Annotated in this window: 21 protein-coding genes; 11 read left to right on the top strand and 10 right to left on the bottom strand. The window is 67.5% G+C overall.

The features are described from left to right. Positions 1-8: 8 nt before the first annotated feature. Complete coding sequence (locus tag ACW18B_RS06635; protein WP_492050564.1) at positions 9-1103, bottom strand: TraB/GumN family protein; 1095 nt, start codon at positions 1101-1103, stop codon at positions 9-11. A 59-nt stretch (positions 1104-1162) separates the two neighbouring features. Further along, positions 1163-2170 (bottom strand): TraB/GumN family protein, encoded by a 1008-nt coding sequence (locus tag ACW18B_RS06630; RefSeq protein WP_492050563.1) that lies wholly within the window; start codon positions 2168-2170, stop codon positions 1163-1165. 130 nt (positions 2171-2300) lie between these two features. Between ACW18B_RS06630 and mutL the strand changes: the two genes are divergently transcribed. Then, positions 2301-4211, top strand: coding sequence for a DNA mismatch repair endonuclease MutL (gene mutL, locus ACW18B_RS06625; RefSeq protein ID WP_492050562.1), 1911 nt, complete (start codon positions 2301-2303; stop codon positions 4209-4211). Between the two features lie 19 nt (positions 4212-4230). Here the strand turns inward: mutL and ACW18B_RS06620 are convergent, their stop codons facing one another. The 3 genes from ACW18B_RS06620 to ACW18B_RS06610 form a co-directional block, all read right to left on the bottom strand. Continuing rightward, entirely contained in the window at positions 4231-5424 is a 1194-nt protein-coding gene (locus ACW18B_RS06620; protein ID WP_492050561.1) for a hypothetical protein, read from the bottom strand. A gap of 76 nt (positions 5425-5500) precedes the next feature. Beyond that, positions 5501-6673, bottom strand: coding sequence for a hypothetical protein (locus tag ACW18B_RS06615; protein WP_492050560.1), 1173 nt, complete (start codon positions 6671-6673; stop codon positions 5501-5503). A 183-nt stretch (positions 6674-6856) separates the two neighbouring features. Then, on the bottom strand, positions 6857-7447 hold the full coding sequence (locus ACW18B_RS06610) for a GNAT family N-acetyltransferase (RefSeq protein ID WP_492050559.1): 591 nt from the start codon (positions 7445-7447) through the stop codon (positions 6857-6859). 114 nt (positions 7448-7561) lie between these two features. Here ACW18B_RS06610 and ACW18B_RS06605 point away from each other — a divergent pair, with 114 nt between their 5' ends. Then, a complete protein-coding gene (locus ACW18B_RS06605) occupies positions 7562-8869 on the top strand; it encodes an acyl-CoA dehydrogenase family protein (RefSeq protein ID WP_492050558.1) in 1308 nt (435 codons plus the stop codon). On the opposite strand, the gene ACW18B_RS06600 is transcribed toward ACW18B_RS06605, so the two are convergent. Beyond that, on the bottom strand, positions 8870-9277 hold the full coding sequence (locus ACW18B_RS06600) for an endonuclease domain-containing protein (protein ID WP_492050557.1): 408 nt from the start codon (positions 9275-9277) through the stop codon (positions 8870-8872). 131 nt (positions 9278-9408) lie between these two features. Between ACW18B_RS06600 and ACW18B_RS06595 the strand changes: the two genes are divergently transcribed. Next, positions 9409-9921, top strand: a complete 513-nt coding sequence (locus ACW18B_RS06595; protein ID WP_492050556.1) for a methylated-DNA--[protein]-cysteine S-methyltransferase — start codon at positions 9409-9411, stop codon at positions 9919-9921. A gap of 108 nt (positions 9922-10029) precedes the next feature. Here ACW18B_RS06595 and ACW18B_RS06590 read toward each other — a convergent pair whose 3' ends face one another. The 3 genes from ACW18B_RS06590 to ACW18B_RS06580 are packed head-to-tail and all read right to left on the bottom strand — an operon-like array spanning position 10030 to position 11265. Next, entirely contained in the window at positions 10030-10455 is a 426-nt protein-coding gene (locus ACW18B_RS06590; RefSeq protein ID WP_492050555.1) for a DUF4345 family protein, read from the bottom strand. Positions 10456-10474: 19 nt separating this feature from the next. Then, a complete protein-coding gene (locus ACW18B_RS06585; RefSeq protein ID WP_492050554.1) occupies positions 10475-10873 on the bottom strand; it encodes a VOC family protein in 399 nt (132 codons plus the stop codon). Next, a complete protein-coding gene (locus ACW18B_RS06580; protein ID WP_492050553.1) occupies positions 10870-11265 on the bottom strand; it encodes a protease inhibitor I42 family protein in 396 nt (131 codons plus the stop codon). The genes ACW18B_RS06585 and ACW18B_RS06580 overlap by 4 nt, the downstream gene beginning before the upstream one ends. 177 nt (positions 11266-11442) lie before the next feature. Here ACW18B_RS06580 and groES point away from each other — a divergent pair, with 177 nt between their 5' ends. The 6 genes from groES (at position 11443) to ACW18B_RS06550 (ending at position 15953) form a co-directional block, all read left to right on the top strand. Continuing rightward, positions 11443-11733, top strand: a complete 291-nt coding sequence (gene groES, locus ACW18B_RS06575) for a co-chaperone GroES (RefSeq protein ID WP_010918572.1) — start codon at positions 11443-11445, stop codon at positions 11731-11733. A 59-nt stretch (positions 11734-11792) separates the two neighbouring features. Next, positions 11793-13439 (top strand): chaperonin GroEL, encoded by a 1647-nt coding sequence (groL, locus tag ACW18B_RS06570; RefSeq protein ID WP_492050551.1) that lies wholly within the window; start codon positions 11793-11795, stop codon positions 13437-13439. Between the two features lie 157 nt (positions 13440-13596). Next, the gene (locus ACW18B_RS06565) at positions 13597-13725 is read left to right on the top strand and encodes a hypothetical protein (protein WP_492050550.1); all 129 of its coding nucleotides are present in this window, start codon (positions 13597-13599) and stop codon (positions 13723-13725) included. Between the two features lie 64 nt (positions 13726-13789). Next, positions 13790-14296: a GyrI-like domain-containing protein gene (locus ACW18B_RS06560; protein ID WP_492050549.1), complete on the top strand. Its 507-nt coding sequence runs from the start codon at positions 13790-13792 to the stop codon at positions 14294-14296. A 37-nt stretch (positions 14297-14333) separates the two neighbouring features. Continuing rightward, entirely contained in the window at positions 14334-14663 is a 330-nt protein-coding gene (locus ACW18B_RS06555) for a hypothetical protein (RefSeq protein ID WP_492050547.1), read from the top strand. Positions 14664-14783: 120 nt separating this feature from the next. Next, positions 14784-15953: a DUF3089 domain-containing protein gene (locus tag ACW18B_RS06550; protein ID WP_492050545.1), complete on the top strand. Its 1170-nt coding sequence runs from the start codon at positions 14784-14786 to the stop codon at positions 15951-15953. A gap of 42 nt (positions 15954-15995) precedes the next feature. Here ACW18B_RS06550 and ACW18B_RS06545 read toward each other — a convergent pair whose 3' ends face one another. Then, on the bottom strand, positions 15996-16172 hold the full coding sequence (locus ACW18B_RS06545) for a DUF1328 domain-containing protein (RefSeq protein WP_492050543.1): 177 nt from the start codon (positions 16170-16172) through the stop codon (positions 15996-15998). 107 nt (positions 16173-16279) lie between these two features. Here ACW18B_RS06545 and cobT point away from each other — a divergent pair, with 107 nt between their 5' ends. Together cobT and ACW18B_RS06535 are read left to right on the top strand one after the other, a co-directional pair. After that, positions 16280-18208: a cobaltochelatase subunit CobT gene (cobT, locus tag ACW18B_RS06540; RefSeq protein ID WP_492050542.1), complete on the top strand. Its 1929-nt coding sequence runs from the start codon at positions 16280-16282 to the stop codon at positions 18206-18208. Further along, complete coding sequence (locus tag ACW18B_RS06535) at positions 18205-19272, top strand: esterase-like activity of phytase family protein (RefSeq protein WP_492050540.1); 1068 nt, start codon at positions 18205-18207, stop codon at positions 19270-19272. Before cobT ends, ACW18B_RS06535 begins: the two co-directional genes overlap by 4 nt. Positions 19273-19375: the final 103 nt, after the last annotated feature.

Genomic DNA, 19375 nt, shown 5'->3' with positions numbered 1-19375 from the left:
TTCGAGATTCAGCCGGCCCGGACGCGAAAGCGCCCGGGCCGGTTTCGTTTTGGCGTCCAGCGCACTGCCCCCCTACGGATCGGTTGGCTTCGCCGCCCTTCGGGTCGCGTTTCATCTTCCCCCTCCGGGGGAAGACGGCTGCGAAGCAGCCCGTAGGGGGCCAGTGGCGCGCAATCCCCCGGCGTCTTCACCGTGAAGCCCCGGGCCCGCAGTTGGTCCAGCACGCCATTCTCGGCCACCAGGCCGCGCATCGAAAACAGCGCCACCGCATGGCCCGGGGTCTTGAGCGCCTCGGTCAGGGCCAAGATCTCGTCGGCGGTGGCGCGCTGCTCCATGTCGGTCATGCCCGGCAGGCTGCGCAGACAGCGCTGAAAGTTGCGCGGGCCGCCGATCGCGGCGCGCACATCGCCCCGGGTCCAGGCCCGGGCGGCGGCCTGGACCGCGCCCGCGCCGGCCTCGACCTCGCTGAGCACGCCCTCCAGGCAGAGCCGGCCCGCCTCTTCCGAATGGCCGCGCACCGCAGTCTTGATCAGGGGCATGGCCTTGTAGACCCCGGCCGACCGCGTCCTGACCCTATGCTTCTTCGCCAGGCGCAACACGGTGCGGTCGGGTTCGTCGCCGTCCAGGCGGGTTTGTTTCTGGTAGTCGATACCGATCATCATCCCGGCCCCCAACGGACTCCAGCCGCTGTAGCTGTCAGGCGCCTTGCCCAACTGGGCCCGGACCTTCGCCAGCCGCGGCGCGAGATCCGGCGCGGCCTGGTCCAGCGGTTGATCCGACTTCAGGCGCTTGCGCAGGGCCAGCATGGCGGGAATGTCGGTGATCCCGGCCCGCCCGGCGGGCGGCAGGATCACGGCGAAAGCGCCGTCCAGCCGGCGGTCCAGCACCGAGGTGTCCCAACTTGCGCCCTTGGGCAGGGCGTTCAGGGTCCCGAGGATATAGATCGTAGTGTCGGCGTCGGACACTCGCCACCAGGCCGGACCGGGCAGACGGGCGTTGACGACCAACTCTTCGACCAGATTGGCCTCGGGGTCCGGGACGGCCTGGGCCTGGACGGCGAGCGGCGCCAGGGCCAGGGCGGCGACCAGACAAGCGATCTTCATGAAGTCTCCCCGACGTTGCGGATGACACCCTGGCGGTCCATCGCGGCCAAAGCTTGGCCTCACGGTGCGGGATCGCCTGGCGTGGTGACCGTGAAGCCCTTGGCCCGCAGCTGATCCAGCACGCCGTCCTGCGCCAACAGCGAGCGCAGTTCAATCACCGCCACGGCCTTGCCCGGAGTCTTCAGGGCAGAGGCTATGGCCCGCACGGCGTCGTCGCGGCCGTCACGTAGCTCGCGGGCGATGGACGGCGTAGAGGCCAGGCAGCGCTGGAAACCGCGATCGGCCGACACAACCGCCCGCACCTCGCCCCGGGCCCAGGCCTCGGCGAGACGCTGGATCCCGCCCTCGCCATTCTCGGCCTGGCGCAGGCCGGCGTCCAGGCACAGCTGCTGTAGCGGCTCGGGGGCCTGGGCCAGGGTCTTGATGGCGCTCACCAGGCTGTAGCCGTCGAGGGTCTGAATGCGCGGCCGCTTCTCCAGTGTCTTGTCCTTGGCGATGTCGCGGATCCTGTCGGTGACGCCGCCCAGGCTGATCGACACATTGCCGCCGTCCTGGCCGTTGGCGACCAGGAAGCCGGCGAAGGCCGGCTTGATCTCGTCCATGCTGTCGGGCTTTTCCTTCATCACCGACAGCCGCGCCTCCAGCCGCGCACGCAGATCCGGCGGCAGGGTGTCGCGCATGGGGTGGTCCATGATGAACAGCTTTCGCCCACCGATCGCCAGGGCGATGATCCGCACCACGCTGATATCGGCCTCCTGGCCCATGATCAGCACATTGGCCCCGTCCAACCGGCGACGCAGCACCGAGTCGTCGACGTCCAGCTTGCTGGGCGCCATGGCGGGCACGCCCAGCACATAGACAGTGGTGTCGGCGTCGCTGACCTTCCACCAGGCCGGACCCGGCAAGCGGGCGTTGACGACCAGCTCCTCCACGAGGTTGGCCTCGGGGTCGACGCGCTTGAGGGCGATGGGGCCGGAGTCGTCGACGGCCTGCTGGGCGAAGGCGGCGGGCGCGGCCAGCAGGGCCAGAGCACCGGCAAAGGCGGCGAAACGTCCGATCGTCACCATGTCTCTTCCTCGAAGGCCGGCGGAATCGATCTAGGATGATCGGTCTTCGCCAGTTGGACCGGGCCAAGCGCGACCGGTCAAATTACGATGACGCAATGCGGGCCCGGGTCCGTTCCGAGAGTTCCCCAAGATGCCGATCCGCCGCCTGCCGCCCGAGACCGTCAACCGCATCGCCGCCGGCGAGGTGGTGGAACGCCCCGCCAGCGCCATCAAGGAGCTGGTCGACAACGCCGTGGACGCCGGCGCGACCCGCATCGAGGTCGAGGCCCATGGCGGCGGCCTGACCCGCATCCTCGTCGCCGACGACGGCGTGGGTCTCAGCGCCGAGGAACTGCCCGTCGCCATCGAGCGCCACGCCACCTCCAAGCTGGCCCCCGACGCCGACGGCCTGTGGGACCTGCTGCGCATCCACACCATGGGCTTTCGCGGCGAGGCCTTGCCGTCGATCGGCTCGGTGGCGCGGCTGTCGATCAGCTCGCGCGCCAAGGGGGCCAAGGACGCCCATTCGATCCTGGTCGAGGGCGGCCAGGTCGGCGAGGTGGCGCCGGCCGCCTTCCCCGGCCCGCACGGCGCGCGCATCGAGGTGCGCGACCTGTTCTACGCCACCCCCGCCCGGCTGAAGTTCATGAAGTCGGAACGCTCCGAGGCCCTGGCGATCACCGAGGAGATCAAGCGCCAGGCCATGGCCCATGAGGCGGTCGGGTTCTCGCTGGACATCGACGGGCGCCGGGTGCTGCGTCTGCCGCCCGAGCATCCGGGTCCGCAGGGCCGCCTGGCCCGCCTGGCCGCCGTGCTGGGTCGCGACTTCCAGGACAACGCCATCGAGATCGACCAGACCCGCGACGGCGTACGCCTGACCGGCTTTGCGGGGCTGCCGACCTATAACCGGGGCAATGCGGCGCACCAGTATCTGTTCGTGAACGGACGACCTGTGCGCGACCGGCTGCTGCAGGGCGCCCTGCGCGCCGCCTATGCCGACTTTCTGGCGCGGGACCGCCACCCGACGGCGGCGCTGTATGTGTCGCTCGACACCGCCGAGGTCGACGTCAATGTTCACCCCGCCAAGGCCGAGGTGCGGTTCCGCGATCCGGCCCTGGTGCGCGGCCTGATCGTCGGCGCCCTGCGCCACGCCCTGGCCGGGGCCGGACACCGGGCCTCGACCACGGTGGCGACGGCGGCGCTGGACAGCATCCGCGCCCAGGGCGGCGGCTATTCCGGCTATCAACCCCACGCCTTCCAAGGGGGGCCCTCCCCCGCCGGCTTCTCGGCCTGGCGCGAGGGCGGCTGGGCGCCACAGAGGCCGCAGATCCTGCCGGGCCTGTCGGACGTCTCGGCGCGGGTCGAGCCGGCCATGGCCCCGGGCCTTGGCGAGGTCGTGCGCGAGGCCTGGCAGACGGGCGACTTCAAACATGCTCAGACTACGGATGGATATCAGGGCTCAGCGCCCTTCGACCCCGTCGATTTCCCGCTGGGCGCGGCCCGGGCCCAGGTCCACGAGACCTATATCGTCGCCCAGACCCGCGACGGCATGGTCATTGTCGACCAGCACGCCGCCCATGAGCGTCTGGTCTATGAGCGGATGAAGCACGAGATGGCGGCCGGCGGCGTCGCTCGCCAGACCCTGCTGCTGCCCGAGGTGGTGGATCTTGATCCCGCCGAGGCCGAACGCGTCGTGGCCCGCGCCGAGGAGCTGGCCGCCCTGGGTCTGGTGATCGAGAGCTTTGGCCCCGGCGCGGTGCTGGTGCGCGAGACCCCGGCCCTGCTGGGCAAGACCGACGCGGCGGGCCTGGTGCGCGACATCGCCGACGACCTGGCCGAGAACGGTCAGGCCCTGGCCCTGAAGGAGCGGCTGGAAGAGGTGTGCTCCACCATGGCCTGCCATGGCAGCGTCCGCGCCGGCCGTCGCCTGAACGGCGCCGAGATGAACGCCCTGCTGCGCGAGATGGAAGCCACGCCCCATTCGGGCCAGTGCAACCACGGCCGCCCCACCTATGTGGAGCTGAAACTGGCCGATATCGAGCGGCTGTTCGGGCGGCGCTAGGGCGCCCTGGACTGAACCGTCAGGCCGCGTCGCGGGCGGTGATCAGCGGCGCCCCTTCGGCCTGGGCCACGGGCTTGTTGAGGAAGTCGGTGATCGCCGGACCCTGGACGCGGGCGATGCCGCCCTGGCGACAGGCTTCCAGTTCGCTGACGGTGCTGACGCCGGCCACGCATTGGGCCACGCCCTTGCCGCGATAGGTGCCCTGGCGTTCGATGAACTTTGCGATGGCGTCGAGGCGCTCGCGCTCGATGGTGTCGGGCAGGGTCAGGGTGACGCTGTCGATCAGCTCGGGCGGCAGGTTGTGAACCGGGAAGGTCGGATCGAGCACGTTCAGGTCAAGGAAGGCGAAGCTGCCCTTCAGGAAGGCGCGGATCTGGCTGACCAGACCCAGCGAAGCCTCGCGCGGCGTGCCGTAGACGCTGGCCCCCAGGCGCGGCTGCAGATCCAGCGGATAGCGTGACAGGCGACCCTTATAGGCTTCCTGCGAGGATGGCGTGGTCAGGTTCCAGAAGCCGAACGGCAGGTAGAAGTCGCCGAACGGCGCGGCCTTGAAGTCGGCCTGGGCCTCGTTGAGGCACGCCAGGTCGCGGGTCAGCAGGGCCGAGTCCTGCTCAGGCGGCGGCGTGGTCAGGTCGACGCGCAGCCCGACCAGCGACCCCGTGAACAGCCCGGTGGGCAGATCATAGAGGCCCCACCAGCCCGTCTTGGACGGCGGCGGCGGCGCCTTGACCGGGGCGGCTTTGCGGGCCGCGGAGCCCGTGGACGGGTCGGCGGCGGCGGCTTCGGCGGCCTGACGGGCTTCCTCATGCGTGCTGGGCACGGCGCGAATGGCCTCGGCGGTGATGACCTGGACGCGGCCCGCGGCGCCGCCATAGCCCTGGCCGGCGACCAGTCCGGCCAGTTCGGCCTGGGTCAGACTGGCGAACTTCAGCACCGAGTTCTCGTCGCCCTCGAACGTCATCAGACAGACCTGGCCGCTCTTGCGACCGGGAAAAAGGCTGGCTTCCAGTTCGGCCGCCAGGGCCTGCATTTCAGCCGCGTCCAGCTGTTCGATGCGATTGTCAGCCAGAACGAAGGCCAGCGGCGCGACCGCGCCGTACCGGCGGGGCGCTGTCCAGCGCGCCTTCAGATAGGTGTCCGCCGTCGCCTGGGCCCGCGCTGCAGGGAAGGCGGCGTCATCGATCAGCAGGCGCAAGCAGGCAATTGCGGTCATGACGACAAGCTAGTCCCGATTTATAGCCAATTGGTTAGGGACACTGGTAGCCGAGCGTTAACTCAACCTGCAGTTTTTACCGTGCCAGACCGGCCTTGAAAGGCAGGTCTGCATGCGGAAAACCTTGTTCCTGCAAGGGTTCTTCGAACGGCGCGCTGACGACGACACCGCTTACCGACGACAATCTCAGCTCTCGACACAACTCAAACTCGCGCTTCGAGCGAAGGCCTGTGACGCCTTGCCGCAGCTTGAGGTCAAGATATTGCCGGCGCGCCGACAGAAACCGCCGAAGGCTCAACAGGCGTTGGAGCTCTTCGCTTCCCGTCAACTGCAGCACCACCCCGTCGATGAGGTTGGCGGGAACGGCCCGGACGTTGAAACCAGGGTCCTGAACCCTAAGCTCAATGCGGTCGAACACCGGACGCAGCAGATCCCGAAGCGGCGCGATGGCCGAGAACGGCAGGTCGCGAGGCACGTCATACACCTGCGCGCTCAGATGCCCCACGGTCGCCCGGGGCAAAGAGGCCAGCTTGGCCTGATAGACTTCCCTCAGGCTGCTGCGGACCATGCTCCACATGCGAAAATCCGTCTGCACATGGAGATCCGGCTGTTTCTCGAGGGCAGCGACGTTCGCATCCAGCATGGCCAGATCCGACCGCAGATAATCGCTGTCTTCCAGCACGGTCTTTTCGGGGGCGCGCAGCATGAATTGCGGCTGGCTGGCTTCGAAGCGCTCGGCGACGGGATTATAGACCCCGCGCCAGGCCAGACGCGGCCCCCCGACGGCTTCCGTCGCGTCCTGGGCCATCTGGCGGGGCGTGGAGCCCCAGGGGGCCAGCTCATGCACTCCATCCCGCGTGACCACGCGGGTTCGGCCGACGGGCGGCGGCGGCTCTCCGCCGCGCATGGCCAGAAGTTCGACCTCGGACAGGCTTGAAAAGCGCAGCACGTCCGTCTCATCGCCCTCATAGGTGAGCATGCACAGATCATCGCGCCCCTGCGTACCGAACAGACGAAGCTGAAGCTCGCTGGCGATCTGCTTGAGTTCCGCGCCGTCCAGAAACTCGGCATTGGGGTCGACCAGAACATAGGCGCCGGGCGCCACCTGGCCGAAACGCCGCGGCGGCGGCCAGCGGGCCTCGAGATACAGCGCTGCGGTGCGGTCGATCTTGATCGGCGTCACGCCTTCAACAGACGTCTCGCGAGCGCCGTGCTCGATGCAGATTCTCATACACGCCATGCCGCCCATGCGGCGGATATTGGCATACAACTCTTACCAAGACCTTGCCCCCATACCCAAATTGGGCAGAGCGACAATATACCGCACCCACTACACTCAACTCATACAGTATTTAGGAAAATCTATAATGCCAACCATAGGCTGGCTTACGAGAACTACTTCAGGAACAACACCCGCTCGGACTTTATAAAATTACACAAAACTCTCTGTCAGTCTGAAGTCCAGCCGCTGCTTGACGCCCGGCCAGTCGGCGTCGGTGATCGAGAACACCGCCGTATCGCGCACATGGCCCGTCCAGGTGATCTTGTGATTGCGCAGCACGCCGTCCTTGTCGGCGCCCAGCTTGGTGACGGCCGCCTGGCTGCGGCCGTTGCGTACGTCGATCATGAACTCTACCCGGATCGCCCCGGCGTCGAAGGCATGGGCCAGCATCAGGCGCTTGGACTCGGCGTTCACCGGCCCCGAGCGCGCATCGGGGTGCAGGAAGGTGGACCCCACCTCCAGGCCCTTGTGCAGCTTGCGGATGTTCAGATAGCTGGAGGTGCCCACCACCTTGCCGTCCGACAGACGGCGAATGGCGAAGCCGATGCGCTCGCCGCGCTGGGTCTCGCCCTGCAGGGCGCCCCACCAGTCCTCAAAGCCCTCGCCGCAGCCATTGGTCGACATGATCTCCCAGCTGGCCGGATCGCAGTCGATCGCGCCGCGCAGTTCATCGCGCAAGGCGGGGGTGATGGGTTCCAGCCGGACGTAGCGGCCTTCGAGCGGGAGAATCTGGATGTTCATGCGCGGCAGTTTGCAGGCGTCGCCCTGCCGACCGCAAGTCTGCTTGCCGTCTGCGTCAGCGCGATGCTACAAAGGCTTCAAACAAGCGTTTGAAGTCAGGGATTGGGAAGCGCCATGGATTTCGATATCTCCGCCACACAACGACAGTTCCTCGATCGCGTCACCGCGTTCATGGACGAGCACATCGTTCCCGCCGTTCCGCGATACGAGGCCGAGATGAACGTCATCGGCCAGGAACGCTGGAAAGTCGTCCAGGTGGTCGAGGAGCTGAAGGCCAAGGCCAAGGCCGCCGGCCTGTGGAACTTTTTCATGCCGCCGCACAGCGGCCAGACCCATGTCGACGACACGTTCCAGTTCGAGGGCGTGCAGCTGACCAATCTGGAATACAGCCTGATCGCCGAACAGCTGGGCAAGATCGGTTTCGCCTCGGAGGTCTTCAACTGCTCGGCGCCCGACACCGGCAATATGGAAGTGCTGATGCGGTACGGCACCCTGGCCCAGAAGGAGCGCTGGCTGCGCCCGCTGATGAACGGCGAAATCCGTTCGGCCTTCCTGATGACCGAGCCTGACGTCGCCTCCTCGGACGCCACCAATATCGAGACCCGCATCGAGCGCGACGGCGACCACTATGTGATCAACGGCCGCAAGTGGTGGTCCTCGGGCGTGGGCGATCCGCGCTGCAAGGTCGCCATCGTCATGGGCAAGACCGATCCCGACAACGCCAGCCGCCACGCCCAGCAGAGCCAGGTCCTGGTGCCGCTGGACGCCCCGGGCATCGAGATCGTCCGCATGCTGCCGGTGTTCGGCTATGACGACGCGCCGCACGGCCACGCCGAGGTGATCCTCAAGAACGTGCGCGTGCCGATCGAGGACGCCCTGCTGCTGGGCGAGGGCCGCGGCTTCGAGATCGCCCAGGGCCGTCTGGGCCCCGGCCGTATCCACCACTGCATGCGCACCATCGGCACCGCTGAAGTGGCGCTGGAAAAGATGTGCAAGCGCCTGATGAGCCGCAAGGCGTTCGGCAAGTACATCTCCGACCACTCGGTGTGGGAAGAACGCGTCGCCGACGCCCGCATCGACATCGAGATGTGCCGTCTTCTGTGCCTGAAGGCCGCTGACATGATGGACAAGGCCGGCAACAAGTCGGCCCGTCTGGAGATCGCCATGATCAAGGTCGCGGCGCCGCGCCTGGCCCTGAAGATCATCGACGACGCCATCCAGGCCCACGGCGGCGGCGGCGTGACCACCGACTTCGGGCTCGCGAAAGCCTATGCCGGCATCCGCACCCTGCGCCTGGCCGACGGCCCGGACGAGGTGCACCAGCGCACCATCGCCCGCATGGAATACGGCAAGTACGGCGACCTCGTTTACAAGCAGAAGGCCGAAAAGGAAGCCGCCCTGCACGTGCCGGGGATTCGGTAGTCATTCTTGAGCCCTTCCCCCTTGATGGGGGAAGGGTTGGGATGGGGGTGACCGCTGAATCTCCACCGCGACACGCTCGGCGACGTCGTACGGATAGTCGAATGCCTCGCGATCACGGATACGCATGACGCGATAGCCCTGTGCGAAAAGCCACGCGTCTCGCTCCGCATCATGAAGTTGCGCCTCAGGCAGATCGTGCCGTCCGCCATCCACTTCAATCACAATCTTGGCGGCGTGATGCGCGAAGTCGGCGACATATCGACCAATCGGCGCCTGTCGTCGGATATGCAAATCGAGCGCTCGCAGCGCTTGCCACAATCTCTTCTCACTGACCGTCATCTCGCGTCGCAGTCGACGTGCGCGGCCGATGGCCCCGATTGCGTGGCTTGGCCTTGGCTTGTCGGACATGCCGCGTCACCCCCATCCCCGACCCTTCCCCCATCAAGGGGGAAGGGAGAATAGTGTTGAGTCTGAACAAAGGGCGAACATTTGGCAAGAAGCGGAAAGACGCGGAGTCCTCCTTCGGCGATAACCGCCCTATGCCCCCGCCCGCCCGCCTGATCCTCGACCGCGCCCCCTCGCCGCTCGGCGAGATCCTGCTGGTCACCGACGAGGCCGGCGTGGTGCGGGCGATCGATTTCCACGACTACGCGCCGCGTCTGACGCGGCTGCTGCGCCGGCACTATGGCGACCCGGCGCTGGAAGACGGCGCCGCCCCGGCCGCCATCCGGCAGGCCTTCAGCGACTATTTCGACGGATCGCTTGACGCCCTCGGCGCCCTGCCCTGGGCCACCGGCGGCACGGCGTTCCAGCAGTCGGTCTGGCGCGCCCTGAGCGACATTGCGGCCGGAGAGACCTCAACCTATGCCGTCCTCGCCGCGCGGATCGGACGTCCCACCGCCGGCCGGGCCGTGGGCGCGGCCAATGGCGCCAATCCGATCGCCATCCTCGTGCCCTGCCACCGCCTGATCGGCGCGAACGGCGCCCTCACCGGCTATGCGGGCGGGCTGGCGCGCAAGGCCTGGCTGCTCGCGCACGAAGGCGCGCGCTAGAGCGTGATAGCCGAAAGTGTACGCGGTTTCGGCGGCTATCACGCTCTAAATGTTTGATTTAGAGCCCTTTTAGACGCCTCACATGATTCCATGTGAGGCTAAAAGGCTCTAGACCATCATCCCGCCGCGCAGCACCAGCCGGGCGGGATTGAGGAACGGCAGGGCCAGAGTGGCGGCGATCAGCAGGGCGAAGGCCAGGTTGCTCAGATTGGGCCGAACCTCGGCGCGATCAATCAGCACCGAGGCCATCTGGCCCAGGGCCGCGCCCAACCAGGCCAGGGCCAACACGAAGGCCATGGCCGCCCCGACGCCGGGTTGATAGCCCAGATAGAGGGCGGCGCCGGCGTGCGAGACGATCAGCAGACCACCCAGCGTCCGCCCCTCCAAGAGTCGCGGCGCAGACGCCGCTTCACCGTCCGCCGCGCCCGTCAGACCCAGCGCGCGGCTGGGCCGGGCCAGGACGATCCCGCCCAGCGCGCCGCCGATCACGCAGGCGACCACGGCCAGCAGCAAGGACAGGACGTAACTCGACATGCGCTGAGCGCTCCTTGGATCAGGCCGGCCGCGCTGGACCAGCCCCATGACAGACGGCTTCTATATTGAATCCGTCCGGATCCAGCACGAAGGCGCCGTAATAGTCTGGATGATAATGTGGGCGAAGTCCGGGCGCGCCGTTGTCTCGTCCGCCCGCCGCCAGGGCCGCCGCATGGAAAGCGTCAACCTGGGCCTGGGTCTGGGCCCGGAAGGCGACATGCACCTTGCCTTGGGCGGGATCCTGGCCGGCGATCCAGAAGAAGGGCCGCGTATCGCCATAACCGGTCGACGGGACCCCGCCGGTGAATTCTGGCGGCACAGTGTACAGTCGCGACAAGCCCAGCGGCGCCAGGGCCTTGTCGTAGAAGGCGACGGACCGGTCGAAATCGGCCACGCCCAGGGTGATATGATCAATCATCGCACCAGCACCCTGAAGACTCGCTTGGGATCATCGGCCGCATCCGGCATCCAGGGCCGCTTGAGGGTGAAGGACAGCTCTGTGACCCCGCGCGCCACGCCGTAATAGCTGAAGACCGTCATCACCGCGCCGCCGGGCAGGGCCGCATCGGTGGTGCGGCTGGAGCCGTCGCCCAGCACGGTGGCGTCGGCCTCGTGGTCCAGGCGCCAGCCATAGCCCGTGCCGGCGTTCAGCGGCAGCTCGATCCGCAGATCCTGACCCGGCGCCAGGGTCACGACGCCCGTTTGGCTGTCGGTGATCGTCAGGGGCGGCGGCGGCGACGGCGGCGCGCTGGCGCAACCGGCCGTCAGGATCAAACCCGCCACAAGGGCGCTGGAAGCGAAACGTCGCATATCGTCGGTCCTTCTGGCCCCTTCGCGCCCCGAAATCGGAGGGCGCGATCCTTGACTCCGCCCTCGCCCAGCACTACCTCCTGCCCGGCGCTGGCACTCGGCGGGGGTGACTGCTAACAGCGACGCTTCCCCCGGCCGGCGATCCATAATTCTAACCGTCCCGACGGAGAACACCCTATGAAATTTCGTCCCCTGGGCGACCGCGTCCTCGTGAAGCGCGTCGAAGAAGAAACCAAGACCAAGGGCGGGATCATCATCCCTGACACCGCCAAGGAAAAGCCGCAGGAAGGCGAAGTCGTCGCCGTCGGTCCCGGCGCGCGTAACGACAAGGGCGACGTCGTCGCTCTGGACGTCAAGGCTGGCGACCGCATCCTGTTCGGCAAGTGGTCGGGCACCGAAGTGAAGGTCGACGGTCAAGACCTGCTGATCATGAAGGAAAGCGACGTTCTGGGCGTGGTCGAGGCCTAAGCCCTCCTCCGTCCTCTTCGCTTTCGACCCCAAGTTTCTCTTTTAGAAGGGCTCATACCATGGCCGCTAAAGACGTTTATTTCTCCTCGGACGCGCGCGACAAGATGCTGCGCGGCGTCAACATCCTCGCCAATGCGGTGAAGGTGACCCTCGGCCCCAAGGGCCGCAATGTCGTGATCGAAAAGTCCTTCGGCGCCCCGCGCTCGACCAAGGACGGCGTCTCGGTCGCCAAGGAAATCGAACTGGCTGACCGCTTCGAGAACCTCGGCGCGCAAATGATCCGCGAAGTCGCCAGCAAGACCAACGACAAGGCCGGCGACGGCACCACCACCGCCACCGTCCTGGCCCAGGCCATCGTGCAGGAAGGCCTCAAGTCGGTCGCCGCCGGCATGAACCCGATGGACCTGAAGCGCGGCATCGACAAGGCCGTGATCCTGGTCGTCGAGGAAATCAAGAAGTCCTCCAAGAAGGTCACCACCAACACCGAAATCGCTCAGGTCGGCACCATCTCGGCCAACGGCGACAAGGAAGTTGGCGACATGATCGCCAAGGCCATGGACAAGGTCGGCAACGAAGGCGTCATCACCGTCGAAGAAGCCAAGACCGCCGAGACCGAACTCGACGTCGTCGAAGGCATGCAGTTCGACCGCGGCTACCTGTCGCCCTACTTCATCACCAACCCCGACAAGATGGAAGTTCAGCTCGAAGAGCCGCTCATCCTGCTGTTCGAAAAGAAGCTCTCCTCGCTGCAGCCGCTGCTGCCGGTGCTGGAAGCCGTCGTTCAGTCGGGCCGTCCCCTGCTGATCATCGCCGAAGACGTCGAGGGCGAAGCCCTGGCGACCCTGGTCGTCAACAAGCTGCGTGGCGGCCTGCGCGTCGCCGCCGTCAAGGCTCCGGGCTTCGGCGATCGCCGCAAGGCCATGCTGGAAGACCTGGCCATCCTGACCGGCGCTCAAGTCGTGTCGGAAGACCTGGGCATCAAGCTGGAAAACGTGTCGCTCGACATGCTCGGCAAGGCCAAGAAGGTCTCGATCACCAAGGACGACACCACCATCGTCGACGGTATCGGTGAGAAGGACGCGATCGAAGCCCGTATCGCCCAGATCAAGCGCCAGATCGAAGACACCACGTCGGACTACGACAAGGAAAAGCTGCAAGAACGTCTGGCCAAGCTGGCCGGCGGCGTCGCCGTGATCCGCGTCGGCGGCTCGACCGAAGTCGAAGTGAAGGAAAAGAAGGACCGCGTCGACGACGCCCTCAACGCGACCCGCGCGGCCGCCGATGAAGGCATCGTCCCGGGCGGCGGCACGGCTCTGCTGAAGGCCTCCAAGGCCCTCGAAGGCCTGACCGGCGACAACGCCGACCAGACCGCCGGCATCGCGATCATCCGTCGCGCCCTGCAGGCTCCGATCCGTCAGATCGCCGAAAACGCCGGCGTTGAAGGCTCGATCGTGGTCGGCAAGGTTCTGGAAAGCACCAGCGCCTCGTTCGGCTTCAACGCCCAGACCGAGCAGTATGTCGACCTGATCGCCGACGGCGTCATCGACCCGGCCAAGGTTGTCCGCACCGCTCTGCAAGACGCCGCTTCGGTGGCCGGCCTGCTGATCACCACGGAAGCCGCGATCGTCGAAGCCCCCAAGAAGGGTGGCGGCGCCGGTGGCCCTCCGGGCGGCGGCATGGGCGGCATGGGTGATATGGACTTCTAGTCCACGCACTCAGCCTTCTGCTGAACAAGACGAAGGGCGGGACCGAAAGGTCCCGCCCTTTTTCTTTGCCGAACCCTGGCCCACCGTCCGAACGCATCCAAATCGCCGCCAGATCGTTTCCCTCCCAGAAGACCAACCGCCGAAAGGGAGGCGACAGATGCCCCTGAGACGTATCCACCACATTCACCACCACAGCGGATCGCGCGCGCCGGTGATCCTGCTGGCCCTGGCCCTGTGGCTGGCCCTGGGCCTGATCAGCCAGGCGGCGTTCCAGCTGATCGGCTGAGGCCTTCGGCCGCCAGCAGAAAAGTTTCCGACAGGCTGTCGGCTGGACTTGGTTTGGCGCGTCCTTGGGACGCCCCTCCATCGCCGAAGGCCTGGCCATGCCGTCATTGATCACCCTTGATCCCAGCCTCCTGCAGCATCCGGCCCTGCGCCTGATCGGAACGATCTGCGACTACGCCATGGCCGACGGCGACATGCTGCGCGCCCTGCCGATGCAGTGGGCCGCCTTCGAGCCGCACATCCCGCGTCCGGCGACCGGCGGCGAGCCCACCACGTTCGGCGTCGCCCTCCCGACCGAGGACCCCGGCTGCTTCCGCTACATGACGGCGTTTCCCGGCGCGCGCGACAGCGCGCCGCCGCCCGGTCTGAGTGTCGTGGCGGTTCCGGCCGGCTCCTATCTGGTCTTTCCCCATACCGGCCATGTCTCGACCCTGAACAGGACCGTAGAGGCCGCCTGCGCCGGACGCCGTCCCGTCCCGGGCCGGCCCAGTTTCCTGGAATATTACGGCCCCGGCTTCGACCCCGCCACCGGGCTGGGCGACATCGAAGTCTGGCTGCCGCTGGCGGAATAGCCTTCCGCCCGGCCGCTGCGACGGCTACACGCCAAGCATGTTCCGCCAACGCCCCGACGCCGATCTGATTGTTCAAGGCTGGGTCATCGGCGTCATGGTCGAGATCGCCGGCGAGCCCTATCCCGTCCGGCACTATTTCGGGGTCGGCAAGGCCGACCGCGCCCAGGCCGAATGGGCCGCCGTCGACCGGGCGCAGGAGGCGGGCGGCGTCGCCTCAAGCCCTTTCCGAGGCGTCGAGCCGGTGGAGGCCCTGCGCGAGATCGTCGCCTATCGCATGCGCGAACTGGGCCTCAAGCCCGGCGAAACCCGCGCCCTGGGCGACAAGTTCCCGCGCCGCTGGTTGCCGGCGGATGTCGCCTCCAGCTGATCGCGATCCAGGATCCTGGCGGCCGATTTCGAGCGGGACGTCACACGCAGCATCTTGGCGCACGTCGCCATTTCCCGCATGCTCACCTCAAACGACTGTTTGATCGTGAGTGGGGAAACCATGTCCAAATCCATGCTGGCCTTGATGGGCCTGACCGCCGGCCTGCTGCTGGGAAGCGCCGCCTGCGCCCAGACCCCCGCGCCGCCCGCGGCGCCCAACGACTACGCCCAGGCCGACGCCTGGCTGTGCCGCCCCGGCCGCCAGGACGCCTGCGCCGCCGATCAGACCACAACGGTGGTGAGCGCCGACGGCAAGGCGACGATCGAGACCTTCGCCCCAGCCCTCGATCCGGCCGTCGACTGCTTCTATGTCTATCCCACGGTCTCCACCGATCCCGGCGGCAACAGCGACATGACCATCGACGCCGCCGAGCGCTCGGTGGTCGAGCAGCAGTTGGCCCGCTTCGCCAGTCAGTGCCGGGTCTTTGCGCCGATGTACCGTCAGGTGACCCTGGCGGCGCTGCGCAAGGTGATGATGGGTCAGGCCTCGCCCGGCGACGCCGCCCTGGCCTATGGCGACGTGCGCGACGCCTGGAAATCGTATCTGGCCCAGGACAACCACGGTCGCGGCGTGGTCCTGATCGGCCACAGCCAGGGCTCGCGCGTCCTGCTGCAACTGATCGCCGAAGAGATCGACGGCAAGCCGGCGCAGGGCCAGGTGATCTCGGCCCTGATCCTGGGCATGAACACCCCGGTCGACGCCCAGGGCCGCTATGGAACGATGCCGCTGTGCGCCAGCGCCGATCAGACCGGCTGCGTGGTGACCTATGTGTCGTTCCGCGCCTCGGCGCCGCCGCCGCCCAGCAGCCGGTTTGGCAAGACCGACGACAACGGCCTGCGCGCGGGTTGCGTCAATCCCGCCGCCCTGCTGGCCGGCAAGGCCTCGACCGAGGCGGCGCCCCTGCACGCCTATTTCAGCAATCGGGGGATGGGATCCTCGTCGGCCGCGCCCAAGCCCTGGGCGACCGGCCTGACGGTGACCACGCCCTTCGTCTCGGCGCCGGGCCTGATCTCGGGCCGCTGCGTCAGCGAGGGCGACTTCACCTACATGTCAGTGAGCGTCAACGGCGACCCTAGCGATCCGCGTACGGATGATATCACCGGCGACATCATGGTTCTGGGTCAGCCCTTGAAGGACTGGGGCCTGCATCTGATCGACGTCAACGAACAGATGGGCGATCTGGTGGCTCTGGTGGGGCGGCAGTCCAAGGCCTATCTGGCGGCCCATTAGGCCGTTCTCCCCGGCGAAAGCCGGGGAGAATCGAGGGGGCAGCTATTTCGCGACGGTCTTGAAGACGGTCGCGCCCAGCACCAGCATCAGCACGAAGCCGACCAGGAAGATGAAGAACAGGATCTTGGCGATGCCCGCGGCGGCGCCGGCGATGCCGGTGAAGCCCAGGGCGCCGGCGATGAGGGCGACGACGGCGAGAATGATGGCCCATTTCAACATGACGCAGTTCCTTTGAGTGGCGCGTCTGTGACGCATCTGCCTTTTTCAACTCGCAAGATCGCGCAGCGTTCCTTGTCTTCGCGGTCTTCCGCCGGTAACCGATAGTCATGGCGTCCAAGCCCGAAAGCCCGACCGAACCCTTCAAGCGCGCCCTGGCGCACGCCGCGCGGTCGCTCGCCGAAACGCCCGACCTCGAGGTCGTGTTCTCCGGCGACGGACCCCAACTGCTGGGCAAGCGGGCCGTGCTGCCGCATCCGCCGCGCGATCTCAATTCCAAGGAAGCGGCGCGTATCCGCGGCCTGGCCGACCAGATGGCCCTGCGCCTGGCCCACCATGACGCGATGGCTCATGCCCGCGCCCGGCCCAGTTCGCCCGACGGCCAGGCGGCGTTCGAGTCGATCGAGCAGGCGCGGCTGGAAGCCATCGGCGCCAACGCCCTGAGCGGCGTGCGCGCCAATCTGACGTCAGCCCTGGAAGCCCGGCTCGAAAAGCAGGGCCTGACCCGCAACGTCGCCCTCGACCGTCAATCCGCGCCCATGGCCGAGATCCTGGGCCTGATGGTCCGCGAGCGCCTGACCGGCGACGCCCCGCCCGAGGGCGCCAGGGCCCTGGTCGACATCCTGCGCGCCGATATCGAGGCCCGGGCCGGCAAGGACCTGGATCGCCTGGCCGCCGCCATCGACGATCAGGCCGCCTTCGCCCGGGTGTCGCGCGAGATCCTGCGCGATCTGGACCTCGGCGAAGAGATGTCCGAGGCCACCGAAAGCTCCGACGAGGACGACGGCGAGCAGGACCAGCAGACCGACACCCCCGACGAGGACCAGGGCGAAGGCGAGGGCGAACAGTCCGAAGGCTCTTCCCCTCAGGACGCCGACACCTCCGATCGCGAGACCGAGGCCGGCGACGAGGAGATGGTCCAGTCCGAACAGGACGGCGAGGCCGAGGACAGCGATGAAGCGCCGGAAATGGGCGACGGCGCCAAGCCGGCCCGGCCCGACAGCGGCGGCGCCCAGGCGGGCGAACCGGCCTACAAGATCTTCACCAGCGCCTATGACGAGGTGGTCCCGGCCGAAGACCTCTGCGACGCCGAGGAGCTGACGCGGCTGCGGGCCTATCTGGACCAGCAGCTCAGCGCCCTGTCCAGCGTGGTCTCGCGCCTGGCCAACAAGCTGCAGCGCCGCCTGCTGGCCCAGCAGAACCGCGCCTGGACCTTCGATCTCGAGGAGGGGATGCTGGACGTCTCCCGCCTGACCCGGGTGATCATCGACCCCACCGCGCCGCTGTCGTTCAAGCAGGAAGAGGACCAGGAGTTCCGCGACACGGTCGTGACCCTGCTGATCGACAATTCCGGCTCGATGCGCGGCCGGCCAATCATGGTGGCGGCGGTCTGCGCCGACATCCTGGCCCGCACCCTGGAGCGCTGCGGCGTCAAGACCGAGGTGCTGGGCTTCACCACCCGGGCCTGGAAGGGCGGCAGCAGTCGCGACGAATGGGTCAAGGCCGGCAAGCCCCCCGCCCCGGGTCGTCTGAACGACCTGCGCCACATCATCTACAAGGCCGCCGACTCGCCCTGGCGCCGGGCCCGCAAGAACCTGGGCTTGATGATGCGCGAGGGGCTGCTGAAGGAAAACATCGACGGCGAGGCCCTGATGTGGGCCCACCAGCGCCTGATCGGCCGGCCCGAAGCTCGCCGCATTCTGATGGTGATCTCCGACGGCGCGCCGGTGGACGATTCCACCCTCAGCGTCAATTCGGGCCACTATCTGGAGCGCCACTTGCGTCAGGTCATCGCCGAGATCGAGGGCAAGAGCCCCGTCGAGCTGATCGCCATCGGCATCGGCCATGACGTCACCCGCTATTACCGCCGCGCTGTCACCATCGTCGATGTCGAGCAACTGGGCGGCGTGCTGGTCGAGCAACTGGCCAGCCTGTTCGACGAAGAACCCAGAGCGGTGAAGCGGGCTCGCGGCCTGCTGGCGCCGCTGCCGACGGTTCAGCCCGCCGCGCCCAAGGCGGCGCGCAAGGTTCCCGCATGATCGGCCTGCGGACCGGCCTGGCCCTGGCCCTGGTGGCCGGCGTCCTGGCCCATTGCGGCCCCAAGCCGGCCCCGCCCCTGCCCGCGGCGCCGGTCAAGGCCGGGCCCGAGATCACGCTGCAGACCGCGCCCGTGCCGCTGGACGCCTCCAACCCGGCCAAGACCGCCCTGGACGGCGGCTTCGTCTATGCCGGCGGCGTCGCCATCACCAGCAGCCAGACCAGCCGTCTGCACGGGCTGTCCGATCTGGCCGTCGGGGCGAACGATACGCTGGTGGCGATCAGCGACGACGGCGACTCGTTTCAAGCCCGCCTTCAGCTGGACGAGACCGGCCGCCTGGTCGGGCTGACCGACGGCAAGCTGGAGCCTCTGCTGGGGCTCGACGGCCAGCCGCTGAAGGGCAAGCAACAGGGCGACGCCGAGGGCCAGGCCATCCTGCCCAACGGCGATCGTCTGGTCAGTTTCGAGCGGGATCACCGCATCTGGCTCTATCCGACCACCGGTCCGGGAACCTGGGGAACGCCCCGCGTCGCACCCAAACCCGCCACGATCTTTCCCGACAACGAAGGCATGGAGGCCCTGGCGGCCTATCCCGTCGCCGGCCCCGACGCCTATCTGGCCGGCGGCGAGGAGGGCGAGGTGTGGCTCTGCCGGCTGTCGACCGCCTGCCAGTCGATCACGCCGCAACAGGGCCCGGACTTCACCTGGGGCCTGACCGCCATGGCCGCCTTCAACGGCCAGGCCATCGCCACCCTGCATCGCGGCTATGATCCGGTTCGCGGCGCACGGGCCATCCTGCGCTTCATCGCCGATCCCATGGCCCCGGCCGCCAGACAACGCCAGACGGCCAGCCTGCATCTCGACGGCTCCACCACCCGGGACAATTTCGAGGGCGTGGCGCTCAGCCGCTCGCCGTCCGGAACCACGCGAATCTACATCCTTTCCGACGACAATTTTTCGGACACCCAGCGCACCCTGCTGCTGGCGTTCGACTGGACACCGCCGCCCGCGCCGCCGCCCGTTCCGCCCAAGGCCAAGACGCCGGTGCGCAAGCGCACCCGGTAACGCCGCCGCATTCGCCAGAGGTACCGGTAACATTTTTTTGCTGCAGCGCGATATTCGGCTTGAAATGACAACGTTGTCATGTATTTTCAGGCTCGACGGTTAC

Source organism: Caulobacter sp. FV2ps19, from assembly GCF_058681035.1.
This window is presented reverse-complemented; position numbering and strand designations above follow the sequence as displayed.